This is a genomic window from Phenylobacterium sp., assembly GCF_004297125.1.
Classification (GTDB): domain Bacteria; phylum Pseudomonadota; class Alphaproteobacteria; order Caulobacterales; family Caulobacteraceae; genus Phenylobacterium.
Map to the genome: position 1 here is coordinate 57,120 of NZ_SCVD01000034.1, position 12,877 is coordinate 69,996.

A 12,877-nucleotide genomic window follows, 5' to 3' on the forward strand; every position below is an offset into this window, starting at 1 on the left:
CGTATGGAAATGGAGGCAAGAATTTCCGTACCGGTCAGTCACATGAGCATAGCACAGAGGCGGCCCTTCGGCCAGAACTACGCCTGGGTGGTGGCCGCGGTCACTTTCCTGAGCCTGCTGGCCGCCGCCGGCCTGCGCTCGGCGCCGGGCGTGCTGCTGACGCCGCTGCACCAGGCCTTCGGCTGGGAGCGGGGGCAGCTTTCGGCCGCCGCGGCCATCGGCATCTTCCTGTACGGCCTGGTCGGCCCGTTCGCCGCGGCCCTGATGCAGACGCTGGGCGTGAAGCGCACGCTGCTCGGAGGTTTGGTGCTGATGAGCGTCTCCACGGCGCTCAGCCTCTTCATGACGGCGCCCTGGCACTATGTCCTCACCTGGGGCGTGCTGTCCGGCTTCGGCAGCGGCGCGGTGGCGCTGGCCATGGGGGCGACGGTCGTGAACCGCTGGTTCGTGGCCCGGCGCGGGCTGGTCATGGGCCTGCTCAGCGCCTCGACCGCCACGGGCTCGCTGATCTTCCTGCCCGGCATGGCGGCCCTGGCCGAGACCGGCGGCTGGCGGCCGGTGGTGATCGCCGTGTCGGTGGTCGCCGCCCTGCTGGTTCCGCTGGTCTTCTTCCTGCTGCCGGAACGGCCGTCCGACATCGGACAGCCCGCCTATGGCGCGACCGAGGTCGAGCCCCCGCCGCCGTCGGGCCGGGCCCGCGACGCCGTGGCCCTGGCGCTGTCGGTGCTGGTGAAGGCGGGCCGCAACCCGGCCTTCTGGCTGCTGTTCGCCACCTTCTTCGTCTGCGGGTTCACCACCAACGGCCTGGTGGGCACGCACCTGATCTCGTTCTGCGGCGACAAGGGCCTGCTGCTGGTCCAGGCCGGCGCGCTGCTGGCGGCCATGGGCGCGTTCGACATCGTCGGCACCACCGCCTCCGGCTGGCTTACCGACCGCTACGACCCTCGCAAGCTGCTGTTCATCTACTACGCCCTGCGCGGCCTCTCGCTGATGGCGCTGCCGTTCCTCAGCTTCGACGTGGTCAGCCTGTCGATCTTCGCGGTGTTCTACGGCCTGGACTGGCTGGCCACGGTGCCGCCGACCGTCCGCCTCGCCACCGAGAACTTCGGCGAGCGGGAGGGGCCCATCGTGTTCGGCTGGGTCGCCTTCGGCCATCAGGTGGGCGCGGCGACCGCGGCCTTCGGGGCGGGCGTGCTGCGCGACATCCAGGGCAATTACCTGGGGGCCTTCGTGATCGCCGGCTGCCTGGGGATCGTCGCGGCCTGCGCCGCCCTGATGATCCGGCGCGAGGGCGACGGGCCCGCCGCGACGCCGGTTCCCGCGGGATGAGCTTTCCTGTCGCCGCGTCACCGCGATAGGAAGCGTCCATGAACGCGATGGTCGAATTCGAGCCGCGGGCGCGGCGGGTGGCGCTGCCCGCGCGGGGCGGCGAGATGGCGGTGCTGGACTTCGGTCCCGCCGACCGGCCCGTGGACATCGTCTTCTCCCACGCCAACGGCTTCAACGCCCGCACCTACCGCACCATCCTGGCGCCGCTGGGGGGCTCGCTGCGGATCCTGGCGGTCGACATGCGTGGCCACGGCGCCTCCAGCCTGCCCACGGTGATCGAGGGCCGCGACGGCTGGACCGAGTTCCGCGAGGACCTGCTGGCCCTGCTGGCCGCGGAGACGAGCGGCCCGGTCGTGCTGGCGGGCCACTCGATGGGCGGCACGTCCAGCCTGCTGGCCGCCGCCGCCCGGCCCGAGCGGGTGAAGGCCCTGGCCCTGTTCGACCCGGTGATCTTCGGGCTGGGCATGCCCCACGCCGGCATGACCGACAATCCGCTGGCCGACGGCGCGCTGCGGCGGCGGGCCGTGTTCCCGAGCAAGGCGGCCGCGCTCGAAGCCTATACGGGCCGGGGCGCCTTCCGCACCTGGAGCCCGGCGCAGCTCGCCGACTATGTCGAGGCCGGGTTCCGCGACACCGCCGACGGCCAGGTGACGCTGACCTGCGCGCCCGCCTGGGAGTCGTCCAACTTCCGCACCCACAACTACGATCCCTGGGCCGCCTTCCGCGCGACGCGCTGCCCGATCCGCATCCTGCGGGCGGAGAACGGCTCGACGGCGCGGCTGGACGGCGGCCAGGCCGAGCTCGAGGCGACCGGCCGCTTCCGCATCGAGGTGGTTCCCGGCACGAGCCATTTCCTGCCGATGGAACGCCCGGACCTGGTGCGCGAGGCGCTGCTGGACGTCGCGGCCTAAAGCCCCAGGCCCTTCACCGCATCCCCTTCCACCCGGGCCAGTTCCTCGTCCGACAGGGTGATCAGCTTCCTCGTCTCCAGGTCGAAGGAGACGGCGATGGCCTCGGCGCTGCCCCACGGGCGGCCGGTGTCGGGGTCCAGCAGCCAGTGAATCATCCGCCGGAAGCGCGCGTCGCCGCCGGCCAAACCCGATCGCAGCTCCAGCCGGTCGCCGGCCCGGGGCCAGGCGTGGTGGATCAGGCGATACTCCAGCGCCGCGCCGCCCACCTTCCGTCCGGTGTCCGCGGCCCCAGGGCGCCGGCCGGCGAAGAGGTGCGGAATGCCGTCCGACAGGCGGTGCATGAAGGTCTCGGTGCGCATCCGGCCGAAGGCGTCGCAGTCCTGGGCGTCGACCACCCGCAGGCCGGTGCGGACCAGCCCCAGCGCCTCGGCCCGCGCCAGGCTGGCCTGGGTCTCGACGGGGGCCAGGCCGATGGAGCGGGGGGCGGCGTTCGCCGGAATCTCGACCTTCAACGCCTCGGCGTGCGCCCGGATGCGGTCGGGCCAGGGGAAGGCGCGGCCGTCGCGGGCGGTGGCGTGGGCGGCCAGGGTCTGGAAGCTGGCCGCCAGCTCCCCGTCCTGGTGGCGCATCAGCAGCATGAGGCGGGCGTCGGCCTCGCCCAGCTCGATCACGCCGGCGGTCATGGTCAGCGGGGCGCCGGGGCGGGCCTCCTTGATGAAGCGGATGTGCTGCTCGCGGACGACCAAGGTGGCCTCGGCGTTGGCGGCGAAGGCGCCCGGCATTCCGAGCTCGGCCGCCAGCCCCGCCAGCGCCTCCATCGACTTGGCGACGTAGAAGCCGACGTTGAGGTGGCCCATCTGGTCGCATTCCCAGCTGCCCACACCGCCGCGCCACACTTCCACTTCCGCCACGCCCAAGCTCCCCGTTCGAGGCGGGAGATTAGGGGTGCGCGCGGTCCGGGGCTAGCGCTTGCCCTCTTCGGCGGGAGGCGTGTCCGCGCCCCGCTTCGCCGCGCTCTGGTTCAGCGAAGGATCCGGACCGCCGTCGCCGGCGCCCTGCCGCGGCCGCGGGTTGTCCGCGCCTTCGAAGGAGCGTCGCTCTCCGGCCGGGCTCTCGACGCCGTCATCCTTGCTCACCGGCGGATAGCGTTCCGCCCCGGCGTTGGGCTCGGCGGCGTTCAGGTGCTGGGCGGCGTTGTCCTTGCGGCCCTCGGACTGAATCTTGTCATCGTTCGGGGTTTTCTCGGCGCCCATGGCGAAGCTCCCTTGAATATCGTCCATCTCGGTAGCGCGGTCGGCCGGGGTATCGTTCCGATACCTTTCGCGGGGTCGCGCCCGGAGGCGACCGGCGCCACACTGTGGATCGGAGGAACCCATGGCCGATAAGCCCGCCAAGGTGCTGGTCCGCCGCCACTCGGGCGTCACGCGGATCACCCACTGGCTCAATGTGCTGGCGGTCAGCCTGCTGCTGATGAGCGGCCTGCAGATCTTCAACGCCCATCCGGCGCTCTACTGGGGCGCCAAATCCACCTTCGCCGACCCGTGGGTCTCGATGCGGAAGGTGGAGGTGGCCGGCCAGCCGCGGGGGATCACCACCGTGGGCGACCTCACCTTCGACACGACGGGCCTGTTCGGCTGGTCGGGGGCTGAAGGCGCGCGCGAGCAACGCGGCTTCCCGGCCTGGGCCACCGTGCCGAGCTGGCGCGACCTGGGCGCCGGGCGAAGCTGGCACTTCTTCTTCGCCTGGGTCTTCGTGCTGAACGGCCTGGTCTACTGGGCCTGGGGCCTAATCGGCGGCCACGTGGCCAGGGACCTGCTGCCCACCCGCGCCCAACTCAGGCCGCGCAATATCCTGCACGAGATCGCCACACACGCGCGGCTGCAGTTCCCCAGGGGCGAGGCGGCGCGGACCTACAACGTGATCCAGAAGCTGACCTACCTGCTGGTCATCGTCGTCCTGCTGCCGCTGATGGTCCTGACCGGGCTGTGCATGTCGCCGGGCTTCAACGCCACGGTCCCCGGGCTGATCGACCTGTTCGGCGGGCGGCAGTCGGCGCGGACCATCCACTTCCTCTCGGCCAGCGGCATCGTGCTCTTCATCGTGGTCCACCTGGCGCTGGTGGTCGTGTCGGGACTCTGGAACAACATCCGCTCCATGATCACCGGACGCTACGCCATCGAAGTCTCGGGCGAAGTCGAAGGGAAGCGGCCATGAGCCTCGACCGCCGCCGCTGGCTGGCCGCCGCCGGGGCCACCCTGGGATCGCTATGGCTGGCGGGCTGCGACAGGCTCGCCACGAACCCGACCTTCACCGGCGTGCTGAAGGTCGCCGAGAAGTGGACCAAGCACGCCCAGCGGGCGGTCACGGACCGAAAGGCGCTGGCGCGGGAGTTCACCGCGGCGGACATCTCGAAGGACTTCAAGCCCAACGGCACCATGCGGCCGCAGGATCCGGAGTACCTGCGGCTGCTGGGCGAGAACTTCGCCGGCTACCGGCTGGTGGTCGACGGGCTGGTGGAGCACCCGCTGGCGCTCAGCCTGGCCGAGGTCCGCGCCGCCCCGTCCCGAACCCAGATCACCCGCCACGACTGCGTCGAGGGCTGGTCGTCGATCGGCAAGTGGAAGGGCGCTCGCCTGTCGGCGCTGCTGGACCGGGCGAAGCTGAAGCCCGAGGCGCGCTACATCGTCTTCCACTGCGCCGACACCCTGGATCCGTCGGCGACGGACGGGGCGGGCGTCTACTACGAGAGCATCGACCTGATCGACGCCTACCATCCGCAGACGATCCTGGCCTACCAGATGAACGACGCCACCCTGCCGGTGCGCCACGGCGCCCCGCTGCGCCTGCGGGTCGAGCGCCAGCTCGGGTACAAGCACGCCAAGTACGTCATGCGCGTCGAGGCGGTGGCCTCGCTGGACGGCCTGGGCCGCGGCCAGGGCGGCTTCTGGCCCGACCGTGGCTACCAGTGGTACGCGGGAATCTAGACATCCTCTCCCCCGTCTAAGCATTCGGCTCGGGGAGCGGACCCTAGGCGTGCGGGTTCTGGAAGATCGCCTCGACGGGCTCTCCGAACAGGGCGGCGATCCGGTAGGCGAGGTCCAGGGACGGGTCGTGCCTGTCGCTCTCCAGCGCGATGATCGCCTGGCGCGAGACGCCCAGCCGGTCGCCGAGGTCCGCCTGAGTCCAGCCGCGGGCGACGCGCAGCGCCTTCAGACGGTTCCTCACCGGGTGGTCCGCACGAAGGGCGAAACGACGGCGAAGCACAGCCAGAACAGCCGATAGATCATCCAGCCGGGGATATGCGGCGCGTGGGCGTAGCTCTCCACGAACCCCCAGGCGCTGGCGATCGCCATGGCCGCGCCGGACCTTCGACACATGTAAGGTTAACCTTACACGCGGCCTATAGCGCCTTCAGCTTGTTCACGTGGCCCATCTTGCGGCCGGGCTTGGCCTCGCGCTTGCCGTAGAGGTGGAGGCGGGTCTCGGGTTCGTGGGCCAGCCTGGCCCAGGCGTCGGCTTCGCCGCCCAGCAGGTTCAGCATCTCCACCCGCGCGTGCGGCGTGGTCGGCCCCAGCGGCCAGCCGGCGACGGCGCGGACATGTTGCTCGAACTGGTCCACCGAGCAGCCGTCCTGGGTCCAGTGGCCGGTGTTGTGGACCCGAGGCGCGATCTCGTTGACCAGCAGCGTCCCGTCCTTCAGCTCGAAGAGCTCGATGCCGACCACGCCCACATAGTCCAGGCCCTGCAGCACCCGGGCGGCGATCTTCTCGGCCTGGAAGGCCAGGTCGGCGTTCACCAGGGCGGGCGCCATGCTGCGGCGCAGGATGCCGCCTTCGTGGTGGTTCTCGGCCAGGGGATAGATTGCGGTGGCGCCGTCGCGGCCCCGGGCCGCGATGATCGACAGCTCGCGCACGAAGTCGGCGGGCGCCTCCAGGATCACCGGCGCCGAGCCCAGTTCGGCGAAGATCGCCGCGGCGTCGGAGGCGTGCTCCACCCAGCGCTGGCCCTTGCCGTCATAGCCCTCGCGGCGGGTCTTCATGAGCACGGGCGCGCCCATCTCCATGGTGGCGGCCACCGCCTCCTCCGCCGTGTCGGCCGCGGCGAAGGCCACGGTCGGCGCGCCGCTGGCGTTCAGGAACTGCTTCTCGGCCACCCGGTCCTGGGCGACGGCCAGGGCCTCGGGGCCAGGCGCCACTTCAACGCCCAGCGCCTGCAGCTTCAGCACCGAGGCGGCCGGCACGTTCTCGAACTCGAAGGTCACCACCTGCGCCACGGCGGCCAGGGCCTCCAGCGCGGCGGGGTCGTCATAGGCGCCGACGATGGTGTGGGCGGCCACCCGGCCCGCGGGGGAATCGGCATCGCGCTCCAGCACGGCCACGTCGAAGCCCAGGCGAGCGGCGGCCAGGGCCAGCATGCGGCCGAGCTGCCCACCCCCCAGGATGCCGAGGGTGGAACCGGGCGGGAGCGGAAGCTCGGGCATCTGTCTCGTCTCTACTCGACCGCCTCGGACACGCTGGCGGTCTGGTTCGCGGCGAAGTCGGCGACGCGCTGGGCGACGCCGTCGTCCGACAGGGCCAGGATCCGCGCCGCCATGAGGCCGGCGTTCTTGGCCCCCGCTTCCCCGATGGCGAGCGTGCCGACGGGAATGCCGCCCGGCATCTGAACGATGGAGAGCAGGCTGTCCATGCCCTTCAGCGCCTTGCTTTCGATCGGCACGCCCAGCACCGGCAGGTCGGTGAGCGAAGCGGTCATGCCCGGCAGATGGGCCGCCCCGCCCGCGCCGGCGATGATCACCTTGAAGCCCGCGGCCTTGGCGCCCTTGGCGAAGCTGTACATGCGCTCGGGCGTGCGGTGCGCCGAGACCACCTTGGCCTCGTAGGCGACGCCCAGCCCGTCCAGCATCTCGGCGGCATGGCGGAGCACGGGCCAGTCGGATCGGCTGCCCATGATGATGGCGACGGGCGCGCTCATGCGTGCTGGATTCCTGGTACGGGGGTTCCCGAAAGGCGGCGGAGTATAGGCGCCGGCTTTGCGCTTACAACTCGGGACGGTTAGATTCCCTTAACCGTGGTGAAGTCGAATGGCGTTACCCTTCAGGGATGGCGATGAAGATCGGCGGCGTACGTAGCGAACCCCTTGCGGCCAACCGCCGTGGCGTCGCCGCGCCGGGATCCCTGGCCGCGCCGATCGCGGCGCAGCGGGTCGACAGCGCCACCTTCCTGGGGATCACCCGCGCCGAGATGACGCCGGCGGTGCAGGCCGCCATCCAGACCCTGCTGGGCGAACTGGACGGGCTGAAGGCCGAGGTCGACCGGCTGAAGGCGCGCCTCGACGACGCTGAGGGACTGGCCGACCGCGATCCCCTCACCCCGCTGCTCAACCGCCGGGCCTTCGTGCGCGAGATGGGTCGCGCCCGCACCGCCGCCCAGCGCTACGGTTTCCCGCTGAGCCTGGTCTATTTCGACCTCGACGGCTTCAAGGCCTTGAACGACCGCCTGGGCCATGCGGCCGGCGACGCGGCCCTGCGGGCGGTGGCCGAGCGGCTCGCCGCCAATGTGCGCGACAGCGACGTGGTGGGGCGGATGGGCGGCGACGAGTTCGCCGTGGTGCTGGTCCAGGCGGACCAGGCGACCGCCGAAGCCAAGGCCGCGGCCCTGGCCGAGGCCATCGAGCGGGACCTGGGCATCCCCGGCGCCGAGGCGGCGCGCCTGCGCGTCAGCTACGGGGTGCGCGAAATCAGCGCCGACACCGACCCCGAAGCTCTGATCGCCGCGGCCGACGCGGCGATGTTCGCGGCCAAGCGCCAGCGCCGGGCGGGATAGGTCAGGCGATGATGTCGGGGTTGAGGAAGTCCTCGATCCTGGCGATCTCGTCCTTCAGCGCCAGCTTCTTCCGCTTCAGGCGGCCGATGACGATGAGATCCGGGACGCCGGTGTTCGACAGCGCGTGGATGGCGGCGTCCAGGTCGGAGTGATCCTGGCGCAGTTCGGTGAGCCGGGCCTCCAGGGCCTCGTCCGAGAAGTTGGAATAGTCGATCATCGGCCCCGACACCCTACCCCAGGCCATTCGTCTACCAGCCTGGTTCAATTCCCGTACGACGAATGGTCCATCTCTCAAGCGAGGGCCGCGGCCAGTTCAGCCAGGGCGCCTGCAGGCGCGGGCTTGTCCCACGCCTTCGACGCCGCTTCCAGAGCCTCCAGCGCGTGAGCCCCGCCGCGACCCCGCGACATGCCGTCCAGCGTCTCGAGCAGCAGGCGCTCGGCGGCCAGCTCCAGCCCCTTCACCTCTTCGCGAAGCGCCAGGCGGGCGTGGTCGTCCACCGGCGGCAGCGGCGCCTTGAGCGCGCGGCGCACGTCGCGCAGCGGGACCAGCGCCGTACGGTCCCACGCCCGGGTGGCCTCAGCCGCCCGCGCCAGCAGCTCGGGGTCCTTCGCCTCGGCATAGACGGCCCACAGCAGCAGCGAGGTGTTCTGGCCATGGACGTCCTGCAGCCTCAGGCACGCCTCGGGCACGCCCGGCCGGGCGTAAGCCTCCAGCGCCCACTCCCAGATCGCCATGCTCAGATCTCGCCCCGGATGGGCGGGATGTCCTCGCCCCAGCGCTTCACGGGCTTCCAATCGAGGCCGAAGAGGTCCAGCGCCCGGCCCACGGATTGATCGACCATCTCCTCCAGGCTGTTCGGCTTGGCGTAGAACGCCGGCAAGGGCGGAGCGATCACGGCGCCCATCTCGGCCAGCCGCACCATGGTGCGCAGGTGACCCAGGTGCAGCGGCGTCTCGCGGATCATCAGGACGAGCGGCCGGCGTTCCTTCAGGGTGACGTCCGCGGCCCGTGTCAGCAGCGAGGAGGTCACCCCGGTGGCGATCTCGCTCATGGTGCGCACGGAACAGGGGGCGACGATCATCCCCAGGGTCTGGAACGAGCCCGACGAGATCGCCGCGCCGACGTCGCCCACCTTGTGGACCACGTCCGCCCGGGCCTGGACGTCGGCCGGCGAGAGCTCGGTCTCCTGCGCCAGCGTCAGGGCGGAGGAGCGGCTCATCACCAGGTGGCTTTCGACGCCCAGATCGCGGCAGGCGTCCAGGGCGCGCAGGCCGTAGGCGATCCCCGAGGCGCCGGAGATGCCGACGATCAGCCGCGGCTTGTCCGTCCTGGCCATGCGCACGCCCCCAAACACGATCCGGTTCAACGGACCGACTGCAAACATATGTGATCTGACAGCCGGAGGAAGCGGGTGTTCACTCCCGGGCTGTCCCAACAGCTCAGGAGGTCATCCGCCATGGCGCTAGATGCCCGGATCCGTGAACTCGGATCCCGTCACCAGTCCCTGGAACAAGCGATCCAGGACGAAATGCGCAGGCCCTCGGCCGATGACATCAGACTCAAGGAACTCAAGCGGCAGAAGCTCAGGCTGAAGGAAGAGATCGAAACTCTCCGCGGCCAGCTGCACTGATCTCCACGCCCGTCCCTCCTCTTCAGGGGAGGGACGGCTTTTCTAGTCCTCGTCGTCTTCGTCGAGCTCGGGTTCGAGTTCCGGCTCGTTGGCGAACACGGCGTCGAGGTCGGTCTCGTGCTCGGGCTCATCCTCGACCACACCGGCTTCGGACGCCGGGCGCAGCGTGGCGCCCTCCGGCTCGACGATGCCGCGGCGGGCGTCGTCCTTGGCCTTCTTTTCGGCCGCCTTCTTCACCACCGCGTCCAGCTCGAGCTGGGTGGCGAGGCCCAGGGTCACCGGGTCGACCGGCTTGATCTGCGCCGAGTTCCAGTGCTGGCGGTTGCGCACCTGGTCGATGGTGGCCTTGGTGGTGCCCAGCAGGCGCGCGACCTGGCTGTCGGCGACTTCCGGGTGGTTGCGGATGAACCAGGCGATGGCGTCCGGGCGGTCCTGGCGGCGCGACACCGGCGTATAGCGCGGGGCTTTCTTCACCGGCTTCAGCAGCTCGGCGTGCCGGCTCTTCTGCGCCTTCATGCGGTACTTTTCGTTCTTCTCGGCGGCATCCAGCTCGTCGCGGCTGAGCTGGCCGTTGGCGATCGGGTCAGCGCCGCGGATGTCGCGCGCCACCTCGCCGTCGGCGATGCCCTTCACTTCCAGCGGGTGCAGTTCGCAGAAATCGGCGATCTGGTCGAAGGTCAGCGAGGTATTGTCCACGAGCCAAACGGCGGTCGCCTTGGGCATGAGGATCTGGGTCATGGGCGTAGTCCCGAAAACGAAGGCGCCCGGCCTTTCGGCCGGGCGGTGAGGTTTTTCATATAGGCCGGTTACGTCGGCCTGAAAACGGGATTCTCGGTCTTAGGCCCCGAAGATCCAGCCCGGGGTCAGCGCGCCCATCTGCACGCCGACCAGGATCATCTGGTCGCTGGGCGACGCCAGGGTGATTACGGTGTCCTCGCCGACCTGGGCCACGCTGAACGTCGCGCCGGGATCCAGCTGGACCCGGTCGCCTTCCGCCAGGTTGAAATCCAGCACCCGGTCACTGCCCGCGTCGGACGAGATGTGGAAGATGTCCGCCCCGGCGCCGCCGCTGACCGTGTCCGAACCCCGATCGCCGGACATGAAATCCGCGCCGTCGCCGCCGGAGATGGAGTCGTTGTCCTGTCCGCCACGCACGATGTCGTCGCCCGTGCCGCCGTCGCAGGTGTCGGAACCGATGTTGCCATAGACCAGGTCCGCGCCGTTCTCGCCGAACAGCACGTCGTTGTCCTTGCCGCCCACGACGAAGTCGTCGCCGTCGCCGCCGCGCTCGGTGTCGTTGCCGGTATTGCCCTGGATGTCGTCGAAGACGGCCCCGCCGGCGATCGAGTCGTTGCCGTCCTCGCCCCGCAGATAGCTGGTCCCCGCGCCGCCAGCGATGGTGTCGTTGCCGGCCCCGGAGAAGACGCTGTCGAAGCCGGCGCCGCCGTCGATGGCGTTGTCGAGGGCGTTGCCATTGATGGTGTCGGCGCCGAACCCGCCGATGGCGTTCTCGATCTTGGCGCCCTGGGCCACCGCCACGTTGCCGGTCAGGCCGCCGACGTTGGAGAAGAAGCCCTCGCGCAGGTCGATGACCTGGTTCTGCGAATAGCCGGAGAAGTCGAAGGTGTCGCGGCCGCCGGCGTCCCACACGGCGAAGATCACGCGGCTCGAGCTGTTGGCCGCGGCGAACCAGTCGCGGCCGGCGGTCGAGTTGAAGCCGTAGACCGTGTCGCCGGTCCGGGTGCTCATGTTCGCGCCGTACTCGATCTGGGCGGCGCGGATGTCGTCGAGCTGCGGCGCGGCGGCGTAGCGGCCGCCATAGCTGCCCCCCGTGTTGCTCTCCGAGAAGTAGCTCATCACCGTATATTGGCGGCTGTCCTCGTAGTACTCGGCGGAGCTGGCGTAGGTGATCGGGCTGTCGCCGTCGCCGGCGTTGTAGTCGCCCGGGTGCGCCAGGCCGATGGCGTGGCCGATCTCGTGGATCAGGACCTGGGCCCCGTAGTTGCCCATGCTGGGCAGGCTGTTGGTCCCCGCCGTGACATTGATCCAGACGTCCCCGGCCGTGCTGGTCGAGCTGGTGCTGCCGGGGAAATTGGCGAAGGCGGAAGAGCCGCTCTCACCCGACGTGTAGTTGCCGAACAGGATCGCGGCGTCGTTGGAATAGGCGCCTTCCCCGGCGGTCCCGATGCCCACGCGCACGAAGCGGATGTTGGCCACGTCGGCCCAGGCCTGCATGGCCTGCTCGGCCTGGTAGATCTGCTGGGCGTTGAAGCGCTGGAAGCCCTCGGTATCGCCGGGCATGCTGGCCGGCTCGGTCGACCGGAAGGCGTAGGTGACGGTGAACGACCGCCCCGCCACGCCACCCCAGCCTGGAGCCGGCGCCATGGTCTGTTCATCGAAGCCGGTGAGCTGCAGGCCCGCCCGGTCGATGGTGAAGCTCTCCTTGCCGTTCACCACCGTCCCGGCCCGCTGGTCGGCGTTCAGGTAGGACTGGCCCGTGGCGGCGTCCGCCTCGGACACCGTCGCCGCCCCGGTGCAAAGCGGGCACGCGCAAGGGACCGAATTCCCCGTCGCGTCGAAGGGGCGGGAAGCGAGCGACGTCGCGTCTGCGGAAAGGGGGGAAGTGTCGACGGGCATCTTTGCACTCTAGCAAAACCCGTCCCCACTATTTTCTTAAGGGAAGGGGTGAATCCGCACAACGCGGAAACCACGCGGCTTCTGCGCGCACGGATTGTACGCGCGGAGAGCCCCGCCGGCTGCGGCATGGGCGCCGCAGTTTGCGCAGATCGGTCAGGCGTTCGCCGCTGGAGCGCCGGCGTCGGGTTGCTACTCCAGCGGCGCTCGGCCGACGATCTTCAGGCCATAGCCCGCCGAGCCCGGCAGGACCGTCTGCGACGAGGTCAGGAGCAGCATGTCGCGCACGCCGAGGTCGGAGAGGATCTGGGCGCCGATCCCGTAGTCCCGCAGCACGTTGTCGGTGTGGTCGGCCTGGGGCTGGCCGTAGCGTTCGCTGAGCCAGTGCGGGTTCGAGTCGCGGATGAACACCGCCACCGAGGCGCCGTCATATTCCGAAAGCGCCTTCAGCGCCTTGGGGACGTATTCGCGGCGGGTCTCCACCGCGCCCAGCATGTCGGTGGCCAGGTCGACGCGGTGCATGCGCACGAGGGTGGGCCTGTCGGGTTCG

General features: G+C 70.3%; 18 protein-coding genes. 6 read left to right on the plus strand and 12 right to left on the minus strand.

Features of this window, described 5'->3' with window-relative positions:
* The first annotated feature begins 42 nt into the window (after positions 1-42).
* Complete coding sequence (locus EPO51_RS23390; protein ID WP_293355445.1) at positions 43-1,329, plus strand: MFS transporter; 1,287 nt, start codon at positions 43-45, stop codon at positions 1,327-1,329.
* 38 nt (positions 1,330-1,367) lie between these two features.
* The gene (locus tag EPO51_RS23395) at positions 1,368-2,240 is read left to right on the plus strand and encodes an alpha/beta fold hydrolase (protein ID WP_293355449.1); all 873 of its coding nucleotides are present in this window, start codon (positions 1,368-1,370) and stop codon (positions 2,238-2,240) included.
* Here EPO51_RS23395 and EPO51_RS23400 read toward each other — a convergent pair.
* Both EPO51_RS23400 and EPO51_RS23405 read right to left on the minus strand, forming a co-directional pair.
* The gene (locus EPO51_RS23400; RefSeq protein ID WP_465246631.1) at positions 2,237-3,151 is read right to left on the minus strand and encodes a thioesterase family protein; all 915 of its coding nucleotides are present in this window, start codon (positions 3,149-3,151) and stop codon (positions 2,237-2,239) included. The genes EPO51_RS23395 and EPO51_RS23400 overlap by 4 nt on opposite strands.
* Before the next feature lie 51 nt (positions 3,152-3,202).
* The gene (locus tag EPO51_RS23405; protein ID WP_293355455.1) at positions 3,203-3,493 is read right to left on the minus strand and encodes a hypothetical protein; all 291 of its coding nucleotides are present in this window, start codon (positions 3,491-3,493) and stop codon (positions 3,203-3,205) included.
* Positions 3,494-3,614: 121 nt separating this feature from the next.
* Here EPO51_RS23405 and EPO51_RS23410 point away from each other — a divergent pair, with 121 nt between their 5' ends.
* Positions 3,615-4,454, plus strand: a complete 840-nt coding sequence (locus EPO51_RS23410) for a cytochrome b/b6 domain-containing protein (protein ID WP_293355458.1) — start codon at positions 3,615-3,617, stop codon at positions 4,452-4,454.
* Positions 4,451-5,224, plus strand: coding sequence for a molybdopterin-dependent oxidoreductase (locus EPO51_RS23415; RefSeq protein ID WP_293355461.1), 774 nt, complete (start codon positions 4,451-4,453; stop codon positions 5,222-5,224). The genes EPO51_RS23410 and EPO51_RS23415 overlap by 4 nt, the downstream gene beginning before the upstream one ends.
* 43 nt (positions 5,225-5,267) lie before the next feature.
* Here EPO51_RS23415 and EPO51_RS23420 read toward each other — a convergent pair whose 3' ends face one another.
* From EPO51_RS23420 to purE, 4 genes are read right to left on the minus strand one after another with little or no spacing between them, the layout of a single operon-like run.
* The gene (locus tag EPO51_RS23420) at positions 5,268-5,465 is read right to left on the minus strand and encodes a helix-turn-helix transcriptional regulator (RefSeq protein ID WP_293355464.1); all 198 of its coding nucleotides are present in this window, start codon (positions 5,463-5,465) and stop codon (positions 5,268-5,270) included.
* Positions 5,462-5,593, minus strand: coding sequence for a hypothetical protein (locus tag EPO51_RS23425; protein ID WP_293355467.1), 132 nt, complete (start codon positions 5,591-5,593; stop codon positions 5,462-5,464). The genes EPO51_RS23420 and EPO51_RS23425 overlap by 4 nt, the downstream gene beginning before the upstream one ends.
* A 47-nt stretch (positions 5,594-5,640) precedes the next feature.
* A complete protein-coding gene (locus EPO51_RS23430) occupies positions 5,641-6,720 on the minus strand; it encodes a 5-(carboxyamino)imidazole ribonucleotide synthase (protein WP_293355470.1) in 1,080 nt (359 codons plus the stop codon).
* Positions 6,721-6,731: 11 nt separating this feature from the next.
* Positions 6,732-7,211, minus strand: coding sequence for a 5-(carboxyamino)imidazole ribonucleotide mutase (gene purE, locus EPO51_RS23435; protein ID WP_293355473.1), 480 nt, complete (start codon positions 7,209-7,211; stop codon positions 6,732-6,734).
* Between the two features lie 128 nt (positions 7,212-7,339).
* Between purE and EPO51_RS23440 the strand changes: the two genes are divergently transcribed.
* Complete coding sequence (locus EPO51_RS23440; RefSeq protein ID WP_465246632.1) at positions 7,340-8,062, plus strand: GGDEF domain-containing protein; 723 nt, start codon at positions 7,340-7,342, stop codon at positions 8,060-8,062.
* A 1-nt stretch (position 8,063) separates the two neighbouring features.
* Here EPO51_RS23440 and EPO51_RS23445 read toward each other — a convergent pair whose 3' ends face one another.
* Genes EPO51_RS23445 through EPO51_RS23455 form a run of 3 tightly spaced genes read right to left on the minus strand, consistent with a single transcriptional unit; the run spans position 8,064 to position 9,399 of the window.
* The gene (locus tag EPO51_RS23445; RefSeq protein ID WP_465246633.1) at positions 8,064-8,306 is read right to left on the minus strand and encodes a YdcH family protein; all 243 of its coding nucleotides are present in this window, start codon (positions 8,304-8,306) and stop codon (positions 8,064-8,066) included.
* Positions 8,307-8,353: 47 nt separating this feature from the next.
* Positions 8,354-8,797 (minus strand): TIGR02444 family protein, encoded by a 444-nt coding sequence (locus EPO51_RS23450; RefSeq protein ID WP_293355476.1) that lies wholly within the window; start codon positions 8,795-8,797, stop codon positions 8,354-8,356.
* 2 nt (positions 8,798-8,799) lie between these two features.
* Positions 8,800-9,399, minus strand: coding sequence for a UbiX family flavin prenyltransferase (locus tag EPO51_RS23455; RefSeq protein ID WP_293355479.1), 600 nt, complete (start codon positions 9,397-9,399; stop codon positions 8,800-8,802).
* A gap of 120 nt (positions 9,400-9,519) precedes the next feature.
* On the opposite strand from EPO51_RS23455, the gene EPO51_RS23460 reads away from it, so the two are divergent.
* A complete protein-coding gene (locus EPO51_RS23460; protein ID WP_293355482.1) occupies positions 9,520-9,693 on the plus strand; it encodes a YdcH family protein in 174 nt (57 codons plus the stop codon).
* A 42-nt stretch (positions 9,694-9,735) separates the two neighbouring features.
* On the opposite strand, the gene EPO51_RS23465 is transcribed toward EPO51_RS23460, so the two are convergent.
* The 3 genes from EPO51_RS23465 to EPO51_RS23475 form a co-directional block, all read right to left on the minus strand.
* Positions 9,736-10,431, minus strand: coding sequence for a DUF1013 domain-containing protein (locus EPO51_RS23465; protein ID WP_293355485.1), 696 nt, complete (start codon positions 10,429-10,431; stop codon positions 9,736-9,738).
* Between the two features lie 99 nt (positions 10,432-10,530).
* A complete protein-coding gene (locus tag EPO51_RS23470; protein WP_293355488.1) occupies positions 10,531-12,213 on the minus strand; it encodes a M10 family metallopeptidase C-terminal domain-containing protein in 1,683 nt (560 codons plus the stop codon).
* A 306-nt stretch (positions 12,214-12,519) separates the two neighbouring features.
* Positions 12,520-12,877 (minus strand): GTP cyclohydrolase II (locus EPO51_RS23475; RefSeq protein WP_465246634.1); only part of this gene is annotated, 358 nt, incomplete at its 5' end.